We start from the raw sequence: 19142 nt of genomic DNA, 5'->3' as shown, positions 1-19142 counted from the left end.
GATCAGACAAAAAAAAGAGCCCTCCCGGAAGAGCTCTTTTATGATGCAGCCTGCTTAGCGGCTTTCTTATTTCCTTTAAAAATAAAGTATAAAGCAAGGATCATGAGCAGAACGCCGGCAGCACGCTCCCAATCAAACGGAATATGCTTGCTCTCAAACCAGCCGAAGTGGTCAACAAGCATACTCCCTCCCAGCTGGCCAATGACAGTTGCAATACTTGCGGCAGTTACTCCAATGAATGGGACAGAAAGCACCGTCAAAAACATGTAAGCTGTTCCAAGAATCGCACAAATCAGCTGCCATTTCGGCACTTCCAGGATGTTCAAAATATTTCCCTCGCCGAAAAAAATAACAATAACCGTTAAAAACATAAAGCCTGTTAAAAATGTGAAGAACGATGTTTCAAATGTGCCGGTCTTTTTGCTGAATGCCCCGTTGATAGAGGATTGCGCACTAAGAGTCACACCCCCGAACAGAGCTAATACGGCCATAACAATACTCATATTTTCCCTCCTGTTTGATCGAAGTTGTTCAAGACTAAAATATGAAGAACAGCGCCGCACCCATACAGACAATCGCTGCAACCCGTTCCTTGCTGATCGTGATCTTTTCACTTCCAAGCCAGCCAAAATGTTCGATGACCATTGAAGTGATCATTTGACCGACAATCACGGAGACCATGGATACCCCGATTCCGACGAAAGGAATGCTTATAACGAGAATCGTTAAGTATACTGTTCCGAGCAATCCGCCTGTCAGGTTCCATTTAGGGGCTTTAAAAATATTCGCCAGATTCCCTTTGCCGAAGAATAACGTGATCAAACCCAGAAGAATGGTCCCCATCATAAAGATGTAATAACTGCTCTCAAGCTCACCGATCACCGTTCCAAGCTGACCGGCAATCGCTCCTTCAAATGCAAGGGAAACTCCGGCAAGCACTGCAGCAGCATAAAACAATATTTTCATTTAAGTGCCTCCTTTTTTATATATTTGTATATTTAGATTTTTCGATATATAAGGCAAAATAATAGAGCTATAAGGAATAGCTCCCAACAAGACTAACATAATCCTAAAAACGTGTCCACCCGGAGCAGTCTCCCCTTTTATAGGTCCTTTGAGATATACTTCGAGAGCTCCTGTATGAGTTCTTCATTTCTGCGGTAATACGTCCATTGCCCGTGCCTGACTGAAAGGAGCAGACCGGCTTTCTGGAGCATCGATAAATAATTGGAAACGGTGGACTGGGACAGATTTGCTTTTTCCTGAATATCTCCTACACAAACTCCGCCCTGCTTATTAACCTCCCTCGGCAAATGAGCCTGTGCTTTCTGGAAATGCTTCTCCGGTTCCCGAAGCCACTCTAATATATTTAAACGTGTGTCATTAGAAAGTGCTTTAAAAATGGTTATTAGGTCCATGGCTTTTATTTTAATCGTTTTAAACGGGAAGTCAAATGGTTGGTTTTTGCTATCCAAATGCCTGATAGGTTTGCAGAGGAATGTTTAGGCATTCCATTTCCTGCTTTTGCAGGCAGGCACATTGCCCGTTCAGAAACTGGTTCTCATCACCATTTTTTACAGGTGTAAGAATAGACAGCAAGTAAATATTTTCATTTCGGTTTGGAACCATATAATAAACCATGGTTTTTCCGCTCCATGCCCTGGCATATACCAACTGGTAAAAATCCTTTCCCCTGGAATTCAGATAATCAAAATCCATGAAAGGTCTTCCGATGTATTCCGGTGTCAGCTTGGTCAGGGAAATCAATCTGGAATTGATGTGAAAAAAACAAAGTCTTCCTTCTCTTTTCTGATGGAAAAATGCAGCGCTCCGAATTTTTCTGTGTACTCCTGAATGATTTTCATAAGAAAAGAGGCCAAATCAATGTCCAACGCATTCCATCCTTTCTTTTTCAAAGCTTCATTATTAAAGATATCTTATGAATACATCTTTCGGTAAATGAAACCAAAGAATAAAATTTATCACCCAATTGTGTATACCAATTTCTCCTGTTAAATAAAATGATAAAAACCCCACTCTTCAGGTCTATTTTGACAAAATTAAACTCTTCAAGGCAGGGATCCGCGATATGAAAAAGATAAAGGAACTTAGGAAACGCCACGGACATACCCTAAAAGACCTGGCTGAAAAAGTGAATTATGACCCAAGCAATCTTTCCAAAATCGAACGGGGCATTAACCAGCCTTCATTAACCCTCCTTACAAGGATTGCAGAAGTATACTCTAAAGATCTGGACTACTTTGTCGAAGAGGATAAAAAATGGTACTCCGACAGTGAGAAAACCCTCATTCATGAGATGGACCTGGCTTCTCCGACGATTATAGAAAACTTCAACTTTTATATAGACGGGCAGAAAATAACAAAAGAAGAATTGGAATTTATGGTGGAGCTGACGAGAAATTTGAGAAACATTGTGAAAAAAAGTGAAAAATGACCGTTCCTTATATGAGCCACATACTTTTCCCTTATTCCTCAGCCTCTCATTTTTTAATAATGGCTCTGTTATAGCCTTATGTTGATTTTTAACACCTATTGATTGGAGTGGAAGGCGTGAGACTCCGGGCTGAGAGCAGCGAGACAGGTGAGACCCCACAGGCGCAAATCAACAGCCAAGTTTAACATGGCTTTAAAAATAGAAGAACGGCGCTCCTCCTCTTTTTTCTTATTTCCGCTATAATGAAATTAGAAAAATATTGATTCAATCAGGAGCAGCGATGAAAAAACGTAAAACGATATGGAAGAAACCTTATGCACTAGCAATTCTTGTCCTTCTTCTTGCCGGATTTATTGTATGGAACATTCCGGTAGAAAAAAGAAAATACGGACTGAGCCAATCCGGGCTGGCGACAGACTACACGGGGCTCCTGCCTGAAAAAATTGAGCGTGCGGTGCAGTCGGAAAACAGGGATCAGCTTCAGAAAATCGTGAAGGAAGCAAACGAAAAAGGCGAGCATATCTCGATTGCCGGCCTGCAGCACTCACAGGGCGGGCACACCTATTACAAAAATGGAACGGTTCTGGACATGAAAGGGATGAACCGCATCCTTGAATTGAATGAAAAGGAACGGACCGTTAAGGTTGAGGCTGGGGCATCCTGGGATGATGTCCAAAAAGCAGTTAATCCATATGGACTGGCGTTAAAAGTTACACAGTCCCAATCTATTTTTACCGTTGGCGGCTCTCTTTCCGTGAATGCTCATGGTCGCGATATCCGGAACGGACCGATGGCTGGCACCGTAAAGGAAATAACCCTGCTCACTCCTTCGGGAGATATTCAGAAGCTGACCCGGGGTGATGAACGACTGAAATATGTACTTGGGGGCTATGGGCTGTTTGGGGTGATCCTCGACGCAACGCTTGAATTAACGGAAAATACGGTGTATAGAATCCATACGGAGGAATTGCCGACAGAGCAGTATGAAGATTATTTCCATCGGGTTTTGCGGGACAGAAAAACCGGGCTGCATTATGCAAGAATCAGTGTGGCACCAGGCTCTTTCTTAAAGGAAATGTATGCCTTCGATTACAACATCTCAGGTCCGGCGGACCACAAAACGCCTTTAAAAGGGGAAACAGCTGTCAGACTCAGCAAGCTTGCCCTCGATATGGGGAGAAGCGGCGGATTAATGGAGGATTTTTTCTGGACCAGTCAAAAACAGTTCATCCGAGGGCTCAACGGGAAACTTATCACCCGAAATAATGCGATGCGTTCTGAATCCGAGTTTATGGAATTTACGTCCCCCGGAAGAGTGGAAGTCCTGCAGGAATTTTTTGTTCCGGCCGATTCTTTTGAAGAATACATAAACGCGTTAAAAAGAATTCTCCCTGCCAACGATCAGAGGGATGATTTTAAAGTACATAATATTACCGTCCGCTTTGCTGCGGAGGATTCCGGCACAAGCCTGAACTACGCGAAAGAAAATATGCTCGGGCTTGTCGTTTTAATCCAGCACGGATTAACCGAACAGAAAATGGCCCACGCACAGGAAATGATCCAGAAATGGACCGATTTGACCATGGATTTTGGGGGAACGTATTATCTTCCCTATTATCCTTATCAAACGAAGAATCAGTTTAAAAGGGCGTATCCCGAATGGGAAATGTTTAAAAATCAAAAATCGCTGCAGGATCCAAAAGAGATTTTTGTCAATCTTTTCTATGATCATTACTTGCAGAATGAAGGAGGCTGAATTCGATGCAGAATGCCCTCCGTTTCATTCCCTTAACGGTTACTGCCGGACAAGTGGTCATTTTCCCTTATTATATTGTTTGGCTTAAAGAGGTTTCAGCTGGCTACTCGCTATTTGCCTGGCTCTTCGCCGCTTTCTCCTTTTCAGCAGCATGGGGATACAGTACGTTTTCAAACAAAAAAAAGAAGCGGAATTCAAATCTTTCTTTCCTATACCTCGGGATGGGATCGGTCTATTTAACCGCCGGCTTGATGCCCTTCCCCATCTGGCTGCTTCCCTATGCAGCCCTTGTGCTGCAGATCGGCCTTGGTTTTATGCAGGGCTATTTCCGGGCATGGCACATAGAAGAGCCGTCCTATCGCATTCATGCGGTGAATCATTATATGGCCGTCGGAATCATTATGTTTGGAATTTCATTTGTGAAAGTCTTTTCACCCGCTTTTTTCCTAATCCTTTTTGGGGCGGTGCTTATCGTCAGCGGATTGGCGGAATGGGTTAAGAAACGAGCGGAGTAGCATTCCTGTGAGGAGCCAATGAAACATGGCAAAAACACTAAGATTGAGTTTGGAAACGTCTTTTCAAACTCAATCGCGTTTAGCCCATCATAAATCTTGCGACAGCCGAATCATATCTCTGCACGGTATGCCGTTTTCAAAAATTTCCTCCGGATACCTGCGAATAAAAAAATCCAGGTCAACCCCCACTATTCGAAATCCGCATTTTTGATACAAAGTTATCTGTCCGATCCCTGAATTCCCTGTACCCACTTCAATGGTTTTGAATCCTTTCCGTTTGGCTGTATGATCCGCATCCATGACCAGCCGTTTTCCAATGCCTTTCCCCTGCTCGTCTTCTGCAACCGCAACATTCACCAGTTCAGCTGTTTCAGGCCTGCTGGCAAGGAGGATATAAACCCCCATTATTTTTTCATCACGTTCCGCAATAAAGCATTCTCCCCTTTTCCTATAGTCCTCAACAGCAGAGGGAGAAGGGTCAGCCAGCAAAAGCAAGTCCATCGGCGGCTTTTCATCGATCTTAAGTTTTCTAATGTTCATTTTGCTCTCCTTTATAAATGATGTAAGTAAGGTCATTTTACCAAACCTCTTTTGCCCTTTTAAAGTATCCCATCCTTATTCTTGCCAATAAAAAAGGCGCCACCGCAGTAAACGGTAGCGCCTTATTCGCTTAGGATTTAGCTGGTGCGGTTTTCTTTTGAGACTGTTTCTGCCATCCGATTGTGATGAACAGCGTGATGAGGAGCAGAACAAAGCCAAGCATAAAGGGGTAAAGAATTTGAATGTCATAGAGCAAGCCTGCAAGGGTCGGCCCTAAAATATTCCCAATACTCATGTACGAATTGTTTAATCCCATAGCAAAGCCCTGTTCGTTTCCTGCCATTTTGGAAATGAGCGTGTTCAGAACCGGTCTCAAAATGGAAGTGGCGAGAAAGATCAGCAGGGTGATTCCGAAAAACAGGACGTAATCCTTCGCAAACAGGGAGAAAAGAAACCCTGCGGCTGCTACTCCGACAAACATGTTCAAAACGGCGCCTTCTCCAAATTTTTGAACAATCCGATCCACGATAAACAGCTGCACAATCACACTGATTATTCCAGTGGATGTAATCATCAACGCAATCTCCTGCGGTGTTGCACCAAATTGGTTATCCACAAACAAACCAAGTACCGATTCATAAGCCATCAGTCCAAAGCTCATGATTAGTGTAATGACGAGCGGGATGAAATACGGTTTTTTTACCGACAAAGCAAGCTTCCTCAGCATTGACTCAGCATCTGCTTCAAGATGCTGTGCAGGCTCTTGAATAGATTCGCTTTCCTTCAGGAAAAGAACAGAAAACAAGACAGCTGCAAGTGATACAATCGCTGAAATCAGAAATGGCATTTTCAGGCCAAAGTCCGCTAAAAACCCTCCAATTCCCGGTCCGATGACGATCCCTAATGACATGGCAGCCGATATGTAGCTATTCCCTTTCGCCCGCTGTTCAAGAGTCGTAATATCGGCAATGTAGGCAAAAATAGCCGGAATCAGCAGAGCCGCACCGATTCCTCCGACTATGCGTGAAGCATACAGCCACCAAATCGAATCCGTCGCGTAAAAAATGAACATGGACAAAGTTAACCCTGCCAGTCCGTAAACAATCATCTTCCGCCGGCCATACTGATCCGCCCATCTCCCTGCAATAGGAGAAAATACGAGCTGGGCACCGGCAAAAATGGCAATCATCAGTCCTGCAGCCATACCTCCCTGGTTAATCGATTTCAGATAAGCAGGCAAGATCGGAATAATGATTCCAAAGCTCCCTATCGCAATAAACATATTAATCATCAGCACAATAAGCTGTTTTCTCTGATTTCCTGTCATGATGCATCCTCACTTTCTGCTTCTTTTTACGCTTGCATCCCTGCAAAAGCCAGCACACAAAAAAACTGCTACCAACTCTGGATAGCAGGTCTCCTAACAGGAAAACCGGGCAGTCCTTCCCAAGTGGCATCCGCGGTTTTACTTGTTATATATGGACACACTGATCCCATCCAGAACGATTCGCTGTCTATACGAATGTTTTTGAGATAGGATTAGCTGATCATGGCGATTGGGTCACCCTTCCATTAATAGTAGACTTTATGATACCTTATTTTTCTGTGCCGTGCAATGAATCGAATTATTTTTACAGAGACGTTCTGCGCACCCTGTTTTCCTCAGGACAGCCGCTTTAAATCTGCCGGCGTAATTAAATCCGTATCAACTGGAATGTAGCCCAGGTGCCGGGCCATAGACAAAATCTGCCCTTTATGATGAAACTCATGCGTCACCGTATGAGTGAAGAGCCACAGCACCGAAAGCTCCTCTTCTTCCTTCTGCCATGAAACGGTTCCTTTTAACTTAGCTGCCGGCTGATCTTCATACTCATTCAAAAATTGAGCGGCAATCTGATCCGTCTTTTGAAAAAGGTTTCTCATCTCCCCGACATTGCTTATGCCAAGTTCATCATAATTGGCTGCAGGCCTCTTTAGTGCAAACCTCTCAAGCCAGGATTGATAACATTCGGCCACGTGAACGTGCAAATTGCGGATGGATCCCCAGCCGAAGTCTTCAATTTCCTGCGTATAATACGCTGGATTGATTCTTTCACAAAATTCGAATAAGAGGTTTCTCGTATCTTTCACCATTTTATACTGCTCACTTAATAGTCCCATGCATTTCGCTCCTTTTTCGTTTTTACAAACATTTTCCGGGGAAAAGGAGAAGTAACGATGATTTAGGAGGCTAAGCAAATGATCAGCGTTTGTTCAAAAATTGTCGCCCCCTATGACGACTCAGAATCGAGCAAAAAAGCACTGGCCAAGGCGGCAGCGCTCGCGCTTGCTGATGAAACGATTGAGCTGAGAATCATCACCGTTGTAGAGCCCTCTCCGACCGTTTACTTTAACTTGCTGGAACTAACTGCTGTCCGGGAAGACCGTCTCCAGCAGGCAAGAAGAACTCTTGATCTTGCAAAAGAGACATTGAATACACTCCCAAACACCATAAAAACCGCTGTGCTCCAAGGCGAACCTTCTGCTGTGATTGTAAAGTATGCCGAACAGGAAAACGCAGATCTTGTTGTCATGGGCAGCCGGGGACTCAGCGGTCTGAAGGAATGGGTTCTGGGGAGCGTCAGCCATTCTGTCGTCCAAAAAGCTTCGTGTCCAGTCTACATTGTAAAATAAGGAAAGAGACTAGGACGGAAGTTTCTAAGCCCATGATAAACCCGAATGATATGGCAAGAGGTTCATGAATTGATCGCCTTATCGTTCGGGTTTTGTTTGTATTTTCTTTAAGGATTTTAACATTTTACCTGTTTTAATCCTAGTGGAATGAAGCGGAAGGCTCTCGACTCCTGCGGGAAGTAGAGGAAAGTCTGAGACCCCGCAGGCACAGCCGAGGAGGCTCAGCTTCCTCCCCGCGGAAAGCGAGTGTCTGCAGCGTAATGGAACGGCTTACCTTATGAAAACACAACCATGGCAATGAGAAAGGCATTCTATTTACCACTAGGATTCGTTTTTGTGGATCATTCATTTTGTTATGTCTCGGCCACTTTTATTTGTCAGTCACGCTTTTCCTGCGGGAAAGCTGCAGCAGGATTTAAGCGGGAAAGCTATTTGTTCCAATACCGGATCAGCGGGTCTAAAACATCATCAAGGGCTGAAAAGCGATAGCCGAGATTTTCTGCCATCCCCGTATCAATGGACCAGGAGCCTGGAAGTGCATAGGGAGAGGCATTTTCTTTCGTGACTGCCTGTTCAATAAGCGGAGGCTTTTCAGCGATCTCACCAATCTTCTCCATCAGTTCCGCAAGACTGATATCTTCCTTGCATCCAGGATTAATCGGACCAGTGAAATCGCTTTTCCCGAGCCGGAATAGAAAATCTGCCGCCTCATCCGCTTGAATGAAGCTGTACCGGAATTCAGGGTGAGGAATCCCGACAGGCTGTGAATTACTGACCCTCTCCACGTGGAACTTCAGCCGTTCTGTATAATCATCCTCTGATACAACAATAGGCATTCTCACAGCTGCCGTGTGAAAATAGTCTTTCTGAAAGAAAATCGCTTCAGAAGCTCTTTTCGCTTCCTGATATCCTTCGTAGCCTTGATATTCTCCTCTTTTCTTAAGAGTAAAGGGGAAGGCAATTGGATCAAAGCTCTCTTCCCGGTGATTTGTACCAAAATCATAAACAGCTTGTGTAGAAGTGAAAATATACCGGCTTGTTTTATCTTTTAAAGCTTCCGCAGCATCGAGCGCTTCCCGGGAAGCCAGACACGACTGGTCGTATAACAAATCCCATTCCTTTCCCTCAAATGCCTTGTTCATGCTGGCACGGTCTCCCCGCTCTATTTTCAAATGGGCTGCCCTCCCGCCAAAATTCCCAGCTTGATTCCCTCTTGTAGCGATGGTTACGCGGTCCCCGTTCTCGATTAATTTTTGGACCAGCTTTTTCCCGAAATAGCTGGTCCCGCCTAATACCAGAATGTTTCTCATGATTCACCTTCCGTTCTTTCCATTTTCAAGCCTGAACTGATTTGATATCCCAGGAATTCCCGGCGCTTTCCATATCCTTTTTACCCTACATCGTTTCTTCAAACGAAACATTCTTTTTCGTGAATCTCATATAGACAAAGTAGATCACTCCAATTCCAAGCCATGCGAGACCAAGGGAAATAGACAGGATATCCAGGCTGAATACCACATAGCCAATGATCGCAAAACCGATTGCCGGCAATACGAGGTGCCCGATATAATTCTTCGACTTTTTCTTTCCGATAAAATGATAGATTACCGATATGTGCAGCAAAAGGAAAGCCGATAGTGCACCGAAATTTACGAGTGAAGTCAGGGCTGAAGTCATGCTCATGAAAACAAGGCCGACAATGAGGGAAACGCCTCCGACGATGAGCGTGCTCAGATATGGTGTCTTGTACTTTGGGTGGACCTTTGCTAAAACAGACGGCAAATTGCGGTCGCGGCCCATACTGAAAAGGATTCTGGAAATAGCAGCCTGTGCCGCTAGTGCATTAGCCAGTCCCCATGAAATAGCGGTCGCGATAATGCACAGATTTTTCAGCCAGACTCCGCCTGCCAGCTCTGCGATCTGGTAAAAAGCGATATCCGGATTTTTAAAGCTAGTATAGTCCGGCCAAATCATTGCAGCCACCCACGTCTGCACGATAAACAAAGCTCCGACGATTAGCAGCGAGTAAATGGCTGCCTTCCCAACTGTTTCTTTTCCGCCCTTCGTTTCTTCCGCCAGTGTGCTGATTCCATCAAATCCGAGAAAACTAAGAACCGCAAGGGAAACCGCCCCCATTACGAGCGACAGGCTGAAGGAACCGGAATCATATACAGGCTTGAACGTAAAACCGCTTCCAACTCCTTTATTTATAGCGATGATCCCAATGACAATAAATAAAAGAAGGACAATAAGTTCAAATACAAGAATAATCAGATTGGCCTTAGCGGTAAATTCTATCCCCCTTATATTAATGGCAGTGTTGATCGCAATGAAAAGAATAAGCCAAATCCACGCCGGCACTCCCGGAAGCAAAGACTGCAAAGCATTTGCGGATACAATATAAAGCAAAGACGGGACGAGAATATAATCCAGAAGGACGACCCACCCTGCAAAAAATCCGACGGAAGGATGGATTCCTCTCTGCGCGTAAGAATAAACAGACCCTGCAATCGGAAAAGCCCTTGACATCTGACGGTAGCTGAGAGCGGTAAAGATCATGCCCGTCATTCCAATAAGGTAGGCGAGAGCGACCATTCCCTTCGCGCCTTCCGCTACATAGCCATAAATTCCAAATGGAGCGATGGGAACCATAAAAATCATTCCGTATACTACAAGATCCCTTAGAGAAAGGGATCTTTGCAGCTCCTCCTTATAGCCGAATTCTGAAACGGACGGTTTTTTAGACATGTACCTGTTCCCCTTTAATAAGAGATTCCAGCTGAAGCTTATTTTCCAGGTATCGGAGAGGCAGCTCTACCCTTGCTGTCTTATTCGGATCCACCACCTGGCAAATTTTTAAATCGCCTGCCAGGGAGAGGAGGAAAATCGCCTCATCTTTGTCAAAGCCGCATTCTTCAGATAAAAAAGAAACCATATTGAGTACTGCCTGATTAGCCGCTTCATCCAGCTCTTTTTTGGATGAAATGGTCATAATTTGATTTTCATTGATGAGCATAGGAAGCGGGAGTCTCTTCCCCTTAATCACATGAATGGTTACCGTCACTTCCCCTGCTACTTCTACTCCGCATACCGCCGCCTCTCCGTCTGCCATCGCAGCGTGGAGGTCGCCGAGCGCGAGCAATCCGCCTTTTACGTTTACAGGAAGCAGAAGAGTGGCTCCCTCTTTTATTTCCTTGCAATCCATGTTCCCTCCATGGAGATCGGGGGTTCCGCACGAGATTCCTTCATGCGCAGGAGCCGTCCCGATGACACCGATCATCTTATTGACGGGGATTTTCAAGGAGTCACTCAGGTGCGCGTACCCATCGCCGATTGGAATCATCCTCACCGAATTACTCGTAAGTTCATCACCAAGTACGCCCAAGCCGGGTCCTGTGACCATGACTCCCTGATCCGCAATCTCAATGTGCTCGATGGTCACAGACAGCACATCTCCGGGCTCTGCCCCTTCTACATAAACCGGACCGGTTGCAGGATTGATGCGCTCCCAATTTAAAGAATCAAATGGGGTATCCGCCGATGTAATCTGATCCTCAAAGCAATCGGACGTTTCAAACACAACCCGCTCTCCTGACTTTACGGTCAGAACAGGCTCATGATGTGGATCCATTGAATAAACAAGATGGTTTTTTCCTACTTTCTTCATCCGTTTCACTCCTCTTTTTTTATACATAAAGACTACTTCTATTGCATTAATTTTTCAACTGTTCTGAAAATTTTGCATCTCAAGTGTGTTTTACGAGTTTGAAAGCACGACTACCGGGTATTGTAACTTATACCAAATTTAAGGAGTGTTTTGAAAATGGCGAACATTAACAATGTGGAAGAGAAAGTTGATCAAATGGACTCCGAAAAAAAAGACCGTATTCTTCAGGATTTCGAGCAATTTAAAAGCTACCTATCTGATAAAGTGAGCAAGGGTGAAAAACTGGGATTAGGCGAAGAGCAGCTGGCAAAAGCAGCTGAGAAAGTAGCAGATTACTTAGCAAAACATGAGGAGCCCCGCAACTCTGAGGAGTATCTTCTGTACCAATTATGGAAAGTCGGAGATAAGGAACAGCAGCACGCATTAGCCCATATGCTTGTCCGAATGGTAAAGTAAAATGAAGCACCCCGTGAGGCATAAACTCAACGGGGTGTTTTTTTGAACCGTTCATGAATGTTGTTGTATTTATACGTTTCTCCCGCAAATTCCGAAAGTTCCATTGAAAGGGCAAAATACCGGCTGGAGGCAAGCTCCTGAAAATGCTGCATCGCTCTTTTAAATAGTTCATCACAAACCGCTTTCTTGTCTTCCTCTGAACGCCCCGCTCCGATCTTCATTGTGATGTGGACAAAGGCGTCGTCCTCTTCCCCATCTGCTATCACATAATCTGTTAATTCGATGGCCCGTGACCGGATGCCTCCTATTGGAAACAGATCGTTTCTCAATAGAAGAACCCCGTTGATCTTTTTCAGCAGTCCAGGAATGTCCCCCTTCGCTTTCATGTTATCGGTGTATTCAACGATGATGTGAGGCATGAGCATCCTCCTTCACCGGAATACCGAATTCCGCGTCACCCGCAATGGTATTCTCCAGTCTGCCAATCCCTTCAATCTCTGTGATGACCACATCCCCGGGAACGGTATCCTTCAGTCCCTCCGGCGTACCCGTTAAAATAATGTCGTTTTCGTTCAGGGTCATAAAGCTGCTAATGTATTCAATCAGTGATGGAATATCAAATACCATGTCCCTTGTGCTGCCGGACTGGATCAGCTCTCCATTTACATAGGTTAATAGCTTGAGATTCATCGGATCGGGCACATCGGCAGCATCCACAAGCCAGGGACCGATCGGCGTGCAGCCATCCCTGTTTTTGACACGGAGGTTCGGCCGGTAATAGTTTTCCAGATAGTCACGGATGGCATAATCATTTGCCACCGTATACCCTTTCACATATTGATAGGCATCCTGCTTTTTTATCCTTCTGGCTTCTTTGCCGATCACAACCGCAAGCTCGCATTCATAATGCATATTTTTCACTCCGGCGGGCCGCCTTGAATATCCTTTATGGCCGGTAAAGGCATTCGGTCCCTTCAGAAAAATAAGGGGCTCAGCCGGGGCATTAAATGCGAGTTCCTTTGCATGGTCCGCATAATTCAGTCCAAGTGCAAAACAAGTCCGGGGCTCTACAGGCGGAAGCCACACAACTTCGCTCTCCTCCGCAAAGCGCCCGTCATCGAGCTTAAGCCGTCCATTTTCTTCAACGGCTTCATGAAGGCCGCCGGCATAGGCAACTCTTGCTCTCTTCATGGCCTTTCCCTCCCATCTTCCTTCACCACCCGGTTCGTTAAAGAACCCACCTCTTCAATCTCAATGGTAACGACATCCCCATCCTTCATGCGGGGAGGATGTTCCGGAACTCCCGCAAGCAGAACATCTCCTTCATTCAGCGTCATAAATTCTGTAACGTCGGCAATCAGCTTTGGAACAGAACGAATCAGGCTCGAAGTCGATGTTTTCTGGTTCAGTACACCGTTTATATAAACCGAGATGCTTAAAGAATCGGGATTCTTCACCTCGTTGCGGGGCCTAATCCACGGACCGGCCGGACAAAAGCCATCTCTGCATTTTTCCTTCACAGCAGGACGGTACACGGTGGTATGGGGGATACTCACGTCATTTACGACCGTATATCCAAGCACAAAATCGAGCGCCGCCTCTTCCTTTACCCGGTTTGCTTTCCGGCCGATGACGATTCCAAGGGCAGCACCTGTCTGGAGTTCATCAGCACCATCCGGCAATGGGATGACGCCGCCGTGCCCGTTCAGCGTATTCACAGGCTTTATATACAAAACCGGGGCAGCAGGAGGCTGCTGGTACGGTGATTCATAGACAGAATCTCCAAGCAGCTCCAGTTCTCCCTTGTAGTTCAGGGCCGTGCCGTACACCGTTCCTGAAATAGGGGGGCTTAGGATAAGCTGATCCGTTTGAAAAGCGGTTCCATTGCAGACAAACTCTTTTCCCCGGAGCTCCACGGTCTGGAGCCGGGATGTTCCCGGCATCATTAATTGTCCAGTTCTCACGGATTTCCCTCCTTTAAATGATAAATTCAGGCTTCTTTTGCTCAAGCACCGGTGACCGGGTTCCGACCGGCTCTCCTGTTTCGATATCGAGAAACGGCGCGGTCTCATTAAACCAGCTGTCCGGTGCTTTCGTCCCCCAGAACGTCTGTCTTCTCGGATCATTTAAATCCCAGCGGACCGGCTTAAAATCCGGATCACTTGTCAAGTAATCCCCGCTGTACAGCTCAATCCGGTAGCCGTCCGGATCACGCAAATAGAGGAAGAAAGCATTGGATAAACCGTGGCGGCCCGGGCCCCGTTCGATGCTTCCGGCATATCCGAGGGAAGCCAGCACGTCGCAGCTATGGATAATCGAAAGCGGATCCGGGAGCCAGAAGCCGACATGATGAAGCCTCGGCCCTTCCCCATTCATAAATGCCTGATCATGAACCGTTTGTTTCCGGTGAAGCCAAGCCGCCCAAATCCGGTCCTCCCCGGCTGCCGTATATTCCGAGCAGGCAAAGCCCAGTTCCTGAATGTAAAAATGGTACGCTTTCTCCACATCCGGCACACTGCAGTTGACGTGGTCAATGCGCTGAATCCTTGCGCCGCGGTACAGTTCATAGCGCTGAAGCATCCTTTCAGCCCCGTCCATTTTGCTGAAAAACTCAAGCGGCATTCCGGAAATATCATGAACATGCAAGGCTCTGCCCAGTGCATGCTGCGTTCCTTCCTCCAGCCATTTGGTCTTCAGCCCCTTTGCTTGGAAAAATGCCTGAAGTCGGTCAAGATCTTCATCGGCCGCTACCTTATAGCCAAGCGCATGTACACCATGTTTTGCTGATTTTTTCAACACGAGGCTGTGATGGACATGCTCCTCAAGGCCCCTTAAATAGATCGCCTCTTCTGTCCGTTCCGTTTCAATAAAGCCAAGGGCATCCACATAAAACGCTCTGGAAACATCCAAGTCTTTTACATTCAATACCGTTCGGGCCATCCGAATAATGTTAAATTCCGTCACAGCTTATTCCCTCTTTCATCCGTTATTTTTGATCAGTTCCTGTGAACGGTCCAGGAATGCCTTCACGCGGTCCACGTATTCCTGCTTGTCATATCCGTTATACAGGGCACTAGCCATCCGAACCGGATCGCCGAAGAAAAAGCGCTCATAAAGGGTTTGTCTTGACCCGAATGAGCTCATGCATACATCCCACGCAAGCCGGTACAGCCTCACACGGCTCTCTGCATCCCCAGTCGCCGACTGCAGGTACTGATCCAGATCGGGACGGATATCTGATTGGAAGTCAGCCTGAGTCGGAATCGCCATCAGACCGCTCGCTCCCATCAGCTGCATGATTTCCGTGAACCGGGGATAAATTTTCGGGAAATAGTTTCTCGCCGCATTTAACGGAGCAAAATCAGGCGTCATCGTCCCCCAGCGGTCAAGCCCGGCATTGGCTTCAGACGCCGTTACATAGGCTTTCAGCGTTTCAAGCGCAAGGATGACTTCAGAGATTTTCTCCTGAATATGCTGGAACTGGCTGATGTTGATCGTCTCCGCCATCAGCTGGAGAATCCCGAGGACAAATTCTGTCTTCGCCACATTTTTGGATACCACTTGATGCGTCATATGAACAACGGCACTGCTCTCTGTATAGGCTTTGTTGCAGACCGCAACATCTCCAAGGGAAAAGACGCGGTCCCAAGGGACAGTCACATCGTCAAACACGACAATGGTATCCATTTCTTCAAACTGGGATCCGAGCGGATGATCAAAACCGGATTTTCCGTAATCAAACGATTCCCTGCATATAAATTTCAATCCCGGTGTGTTATTCGGAATGCAGAACGCGAACGCATAAGGATTTTCTTCGTCCGACTGTTTCAGGAGCGTGGACGGGAACACCATGATTTCATCTGTTATCCCGCCCTGGGTTGCGAGCAGACGGGCTCCTTTAATGACCACACCTTCTGATGTTTTCTCCTTGATTCTCGCCGCTATATAGGGATCCGGCAGCTGGGCTGAATGAACGCCGCGGTTCACCTGCGGCTGGATGAGCGTATGGGTTAGAGACAAATCGTTCTCTCTCGCATATTCATAATAGTTTTGCATGTTTTTCGCATAGAGCGGATCCTGGCTTCCAAACATGTCGGATGCGGCACCGTACGCCATGAGTCCTGAATTGATATAATCCGGCGAGCGCCCCATCATGCCCCCGTTGTAGCGGGCCCACTCCTGCATCATCCGGCGGCGCATCATAAGCTCTTCCTTCGTAGATGGCTGCATAAAGGACGTTCCCGTCCGCGCTCCTGTCGATGGGGAGATATAGGTCATAAAATCCTTTTTATCCGGATCATGCTGCATGTCATATAGCTCTGCCTGTGATTTCATCACGCCTTTAAAAGCAGGATGCTCTGAAATTTTCCCTTTGACCTGCTCCCCGTGAATCCAGATCTCCGCCTGCGCTTTATCTACGCGTTCTATATACTGTTCTCCCGTTTTTGCCGGCATGCTTTAGCTCCCCTTCCTTTTCCCGAACTGCGGAATGTGATGGTCTCCGAGTGCGACGTGAATGACTTTGGGCTCGCAGTAAAATTCAAGCATCGCATAATGGCCGCCTTCTCTTCCGATTCCGCTTGCTTTCATCCCTCCGAACGGAATGCGGAGATCGCGTACATTGTGCGAATTCACCCAGAGCATTCCGGCATCCACCGCCTGTGCCACCCGGTGTCCCCGCTTCATATCATTTGTCCAGACGTACCCTGCGAGGCCATAAGGAACGTCATTTGCAAGCTCAATCGCCTCTTCTTCTGTTTCAAATTCAATCACAGACATAACCGGCCCGAAAATCTCTTCCTGGCACACTCTCATGTCATTCCGCGCATTCAGAAGCAGTGTAGGAGGAACGAAATTTCCCGCTTTCAGCTCTTCTGGGACCTCCCCCTGAAAAACCGTACAGCCTTCTTCTTCTGCTAAATCAATGTAGGACCGAACCTTCCTGCAATGATCCTGATCAATAAGCGGTCCAAGCTGGGTTCCAGTGTCCATCGGGTCACCCATGACGATAGTTTGAACACGCTCCTTCAGCTTTTCGACGAACGATTCTTTCATGCTCTTATGCAAAAACAGGCGGGAGTTAGCCGTGCAGCGTTCTCCATTAAAAGAAAATATTCCCCAAACCGCTGCATCGAGCGCTCTATCAACGTCCGCGTCATCAAATACAATGAGCGGGGACTTTCCGCCAAGCTCCATCGACGTTTTCTTCAAGCTGTCGGCTCCGGTCTTTATAATGATTGAGCCTGTCTTTGTTTCTCCCGTAAACGAAACAGCCTTTACATCAGGATGGGCAACCAGCGCGGCTCCTGCGGTTTCTCCGTATCCATGGACTACGTTAAATACACCAGGAGGAAGCTCTGCTTTATGGATGATTTCCGCGAGCTTATTAGCCGTAAGCGGAGAAAGCTCTGCCGGCTTTAAAATGACGGTATTCCCTGTCGCAAGCGCCGGAGCGACCTTCCACGTTTCCAGCATAAACGGGGCATTCCACGGTGTAATCAGCCCGATGGGACCAAGAGGTTTATACACGGTATAATTAATAAACTCATCGTCTGCAGCGTACGATTCACCATGCAGCTTTGTCTGAACCATCCGCGAGTAAAACCTGAAATTCTCCGCTGCCCGGGCTGTCATTTTTCTTGTCTGGCTGATCGGAAGGCCGGTATCAAGGGATTCCAAGAAAGCAACCTCTTCCATCTCCTCATCAATGAGTGCTGCAATCCGCTCAATAAACTTCATCCGCTTCTCCATTTTCATCGAGCCCCACTGGACAAAGGCGCTTTTAGCAGATGCCACAGCCTTCTCAATCTCTTCCTTCCGTCCCTCAGCTATTTCGTTCATCGCCGTGTTCATAAACGGATTTTTATTTTCAAAAGACTGTTCTGAATGTAAAAATTCTCCGTTGATATAGTGCTTAACAGGCTCGAGCTGTTTGTGTCCAGCAGCAGCCTTATGTGATTGTGTCTGCATCTTTTCAGGCCTCCTCTTCTCTTTTTATAGCGTTCCTGCTTCTTCCGGCAGCTGCACATAGTTTTTGAGCACACTCCGGATTTCGTCCTGAAGCTCTTTTGACGGAAGGTCCATCGGCATCCGGAGCACCGGTTTGATTTTATGCATCATGCCGAGAGCCGCCTTAAGCGGTGCCGGATTCGTATCCTTAAAGAGAACATCGTTCAGCGGCATCAGCTCATAGTGGAGGTTGAGTGCACGGGTAAGATCACCTTCGCTCCAGGCGTTGTAAACATCCGCCACTTTTTTCGGCTCGATATTCGCCGTTGCACTGATATAACCCGCCCCGCCAATGGCAAGCATCGGATAGCAAAGCAGTTCAATCCCGGAATAAAGAAGAAAATCTCTTCCGCACTCGAGAAGGACGCGGTTCACATGTTCAAAATCCTTATTGGATTCCTTTGCGCCGATAATATTCGGAACATCCTTTGCCAGACGTGCCATCGTTTTCACTTCCAGGTTCACAGCGGTCCTGCCGGGAATGTTGTAAATAATAATCGGAATATCAACCGATTCCGCCACTGTTTTGAAATGTTTATAGAGAGCATGCTGGGATGGCTTATTGTAGTAAGGCACAATCACCATGGCGGCATCTGCACCAAGTTCCTGAGCCTTTTTCGTTAAATACAGAGTCTCTTCATAATTCGCCGATCCCGTACCCGGTACAAAAGGAACCCGCTTGCTGACCGTCTTTGCTGCAATATCCATTACCTGAACACGTTCTTCGACAGTCAGAGAACTTGGTTCCCCCGTTGTACCCGTCACAGAAATCCCGTGGCTTCCGCTCTCAATATGCCAGTCGATCAGCTTTTCTAGTGTTTGAAAATCAATCGATCCATCTTCGTGAAACGGGGTGATGACCGGTGCAATAGAACCTCTTAATCTCTTCTTTGCTTCTTCAAATCCAGCCACATGCACTCTCTCCTTTTTATAAATACTTTCATCCGGGTCCACTTGTTTTCAGATTAATTTGAAAACGCTTACAAATCCAATCTATCATGTGCTACTATAGATGGAAAATACATAAAAACTAGGCATTCGATACAAAAAAAGTATGGAAGGGTGAGCCCG

At 46.5% G+C, this 19142-nt stretch carries 23 protein-coding genes; 5 read left to right on the top strand and 18 right to left on the bottom strand.

Going from position 1 to position 19142, the window contains the following annotated elements:
• Positions 1-38: 38 nt before the first annotated feature.
• From CEF21_RS08985 to CEF21_RS21705, 5 genes are all read right to left on the bottom strand, one after another.
• On the bottom strand, positions 39-503 hold the full coding sequence (locus tag CEF21_RS08985; protein ID WP_123915418.1) for a DMT family transporter: 465 nt from the start codon (positions 501-503) through the stop codon (positions 39-41).
• A gap of 34 nt (positions 504-537) precedes the next feature.
• On the bottom strand, positions 538-966 hold the full coding sequence (locus CEF21_RS08980) for a DMT family transporter (protein WP_123915415.1): 429 nt from the start codon (positions 964-966) through the stop codon (positions 538-540).
• A 137-nt stretch (positions 967-1103) separates the two neighbouring features.
• A complete protein-coding gene (locus CEF21_RS08975) occupies positions 1104-1418 on the bottom strand; it encodes an ArsR/SmtB family transcription factor (RefSeq protein WP_123920097.1) in 315 nt (104 codons plus the stop codon).
• 49 nt (positions 1419-1467) lie between these two features.
• Positions 1468-1719: a hypothetical protein gene (locus CEF21_RS08970; RefSeq protein WP_123915412.1), complete on the bottom strand. Its 252-nt coding sequence runs from the start codon at positions 1717-1719 to the stop codon at positions 1468-1470.
• 44 nt (positions 1720-1763) lie between these two features.
• Positions 1764-1892 carry a hypothetical protein gene (locus tag CEF21_RS21705; protein WP_277423929.1) on the bottom strand — a complete coding sequence of 43 codons (129 nt, stop codon included), beginning with the start codon at positions 1890-1892 and terminating at the stop codon, positions 1764-1766.
• A 197-nt stretch (positions 1893-2089) separates the two neighbouring features.
• Between CEF21_RS21705 and CEF21_RS08965 the strand changes: the two genes are divergently transcribed.
• From CEF21_RS08965 to CEF21_RS08955, 3 genes are all read left to right on the top strand, one after another.
• Complete coding sequence (locus CEF21_RS08965) at positions 2090-2455, top strand: helix-turn-helix domain-containing protein (protein ID WP_123915408.1); 366 nt, start codon at positions 2090-2092, stop codon at positions 2453-2455.
• A 280-nt stretch (positions 2456-2735) separates the two neighbouring features.
• Positions 2736-4211, top strand: a complete 1476-nt coding sequence (locus tag CEF21_RS08960) for an FAD-binding oxidoreductase (protein ID WP_123915405.1) — start codon at positions 2736-2738, stop codon at positions 4209-4211.
• 5 nt (positions 4212-4216) lie between these two features.
• The gene (locus tag CEF21_RS08955; RefSeq protein ID WP_123915402.1) at positions 4217-4726 is read left to right on the top strand and encodes a hypothetical protein; all 510 of its coding nucleotides are present in this window, start codon (positions 4217-4219) and stop codon (positions 4724-4726) included.
• An 87-nt stretch (positions 4727-4813) separates the two neighbouring features.
• Here CEF21_RS08955 and CEF21_RS08950 read toward each other — a convergent pair whose 3' ends face one another.
• The 3 genes from CEF21_RS08950 to CEF21_RS08940 all read right to left on the bottom strand — a co-directional run bounded on the left by CEF21_RS08950 (position 4814) and on the right by CEF21_RS08940 (position 7426).
• The gene (locus tag CEF21_RS08950) at positions 4814-5266 is read right to left on the bottom strand and encodes a GNAT family N-acetyltransferase (protein WP_123915399.1); all 453 of its coding nucleotides are present in this window, start codon (positions 5264-5266) and stop codon (positions 4814-4816) included.
• A 130-nt stretch (positions 5267-5396) separates the two neighbouring features.
• Positions 5397-6593 carry an MFS transporter gene (locus CEF21_RS08945; protein WP_123915396.1) on the bottom strand — a complete coding sequence of 399 codons (1197 nt, stop codon included), beginning with the start codon at positions 6591-6593 and terminating at the stop codon, positions 5397-5399.
• A gap of 335 nt (positions 6594-6928) precedes the next feature.
• Entirely contained in the window at positions 6929-7426 is a 498-nt protein-coding gene (locus CEF21_RS08940; RefSeq protein ID WP_123915393.1) for a DinB family protein, read from the bottom strand.
• Between the two features lie 78 nt (positions 7427-7504).
• Between CEF21_RS08940 and CEF21_RS08935 the strand changes: the two genes are divergently transcribed.
• Positions 7505-7939 (top strand): universal stress protein, encoded by a 435-nt coding sequence (locus CEF21_RS08935; protein ID WP_123915391.1) that lies wholly within the window; start codon positions 7505-7507, stop codon positions 7937-7939.
• A gap of 428 nt (positions 7940-8367) precedes the next feature.
• Here the strand turns inward: CEF21_RS08935 and CEF21_RS08930 are convergent, their stop codons facing one another.
• From CEF21_RS08930 to CEF21_RS08920, 3 genes are all read right to left on the bottom strand, one after another.
• On the bottom strand, positions 8368-9249 hold the full coding sequence (locus tag CEF21_RS08930) for an NAD-dependent epimerase/dehydratase family protein (protein ID WP_123915388.1): 882 nt from the start codon (positions 9247-9249) through the stop codon (positions 8368-8370).
• Between the two features lie 85 nt (positions 9250-9334).
• On the bottom strand, positions 9335-10687 hold the full coding sequence (locus CEF21_RS08925) for an APC family permease (protein ID WP_123915385.1): 1353 nt from the start codon (positions 10685-10687) through the stop codon (positions 9335-9337).
• On the bottom strand, positions 10680-11606 hold the full coding sequence (locus CEF21_RS08920) for an acetamidase/formamidase family protein (RefSeq protein ID WP_123915381.1): 927 nt from the start codon (positions 11604-11606) through the stop codon (positions 10680-10682). Before CEF21_RS08920 ends, CEF21_RS08925 begins: the two co-directional genes overlap by 8 nt.
• Positions 11607-11762: 156 nt before the next feature.
• Here CEF21_RS08920 and CEF21_RS08915 point away from each other — a divergent pair, with 156 nt between their 5' ends.
• On the top strand, positions 11763-12062 hold the full coding sequence (locus CEF21_RS08915; protein WP_123915377.1) for a DUF3243 domain-containing protein: 300 nt from the start codon (positions 11763-11765) through the stop codon (positions 12060-12062).
• A gap of 26 nt (positions 12063-12088) precedes the next feature.
• Here the strand turns inward: CEF21_RS08915 and CEF21_RS08910 are convergent, their stop codons facing one another.
• The 7 genes from CEF21_RS08910 to hpaI are packed head-to-tail and all read right to left on the bottom strand — an operon-like array spanning position 12089 to position 18983.
• Positions 12089-12481: a 5-carboxymethyl-2-hydroxymuconate Delta-isomerase gene (locus CEF21_RS08910; RefSeq protein ID WP_123915374.1), complete on the bottom strand. Its 393-nt coding sequence runs from the start codon at positions 12479-12481 to the stop codon at positions 12089-12091.
• Positions 12462-13253 carry a fumarylacetoacetate hydrolase family protein gene (locus CEF21_RS08905; protein WP_123915371.1) on the bottom strand — a complete coding sequence of 264 codons (792 nt, stop codon included), beginning with the start codon at positions 13251-13253 and terminating at the stop codon, positions 12462-12464. The genes CEF21_RS08910 and CEF21_RS08905 overlap by 20 nt, the downstream gene beginning before the upstream one ends.
• On the bottom strand, positions 13250-14026 hold the full coding sequence (locus CEF21_RS08900) for a fumarylacetoacetate hydrolase family protein (RefSeq protein ID WP_241156799.1): 777 nt from the start codon (positions 14024-14026) through the stop codon (positions 13250-13252). The genes CEF21_RS08905 and CEF21_RS08900 overlap by 4 nt, the downstream gene beginning before the upstream one ends.
• Positions 14027-14039: 13 nt before the next feature.
• A complete protein-coding gene (gene hpaD, locus CEF21_RS08895; RefSeq protein WP_123920093.1) occupies positions 14040-15002 on the bottom strand; it encodes a 3,4-dihydroxyphenylacetate 2,3-dioxygenase in 963 nt (320 codons plus the stop codon).
• A gap of 39 nt (positions 15003-15041) precedes the next feature.
• Positions 15042-16517 carry a 4-hydroxyphenylacetate 3-monooxygenase, oxygenase component gene (gene hpaB / locus CEF21_RS08890; protein WP_123915368.1) on the bottom strand — a complete coding sequence of 492 codons (1476 nt, stop codon included), beginning with the start codon at positions 16515-16517 and terminating at the stop codon, positions 15042-15044.
• A 3-nt stretch (positions 16518-16520) separates the two neighbouring features.
• The gene (gene hpaE, locus CEF21_RS08885; protein WP_123915365.1) at positions 16521-18032 is read right to left on the bottom strand and encodes a 5-carboxymethyl-2-hydroxymuconate semialdehyde dehydrogenase; all 1512 of its coding nucleotides are present in this window, start codon (positions 18030-18032) and stop codon (positions 16521-16523) included.
• A gap of 24 nt (positions 18033-18056) precedes the next feature.
• Entirely contained in the window at positions 18057-18983 is a 927-nt protein-coding gene (gene hpaI, locus CEF21_RS08880) for a 2,4-dihydroxyhept-2-ene-1,7-dioic acid aldolase (RefSeq protein WP_123915363.1), read from the bottom strand.
• Positions 18984-19142: the final 159 nt, after the last annotated feature.

It is taken from the genome of Bacillus sp. FJAT-42376 (assembly GCF_003816055.1).
In the GTDB taxonomy this organism is placed as follows: Bacteria; Bacillota; Bacilli; order Bacillales; family Bacillaceae; genus Metabacillus_B.
Note: the sequence above shows the minus strand (reverse complement) of the source record. Positions and strands in the feature narration are given on the sequence as shown.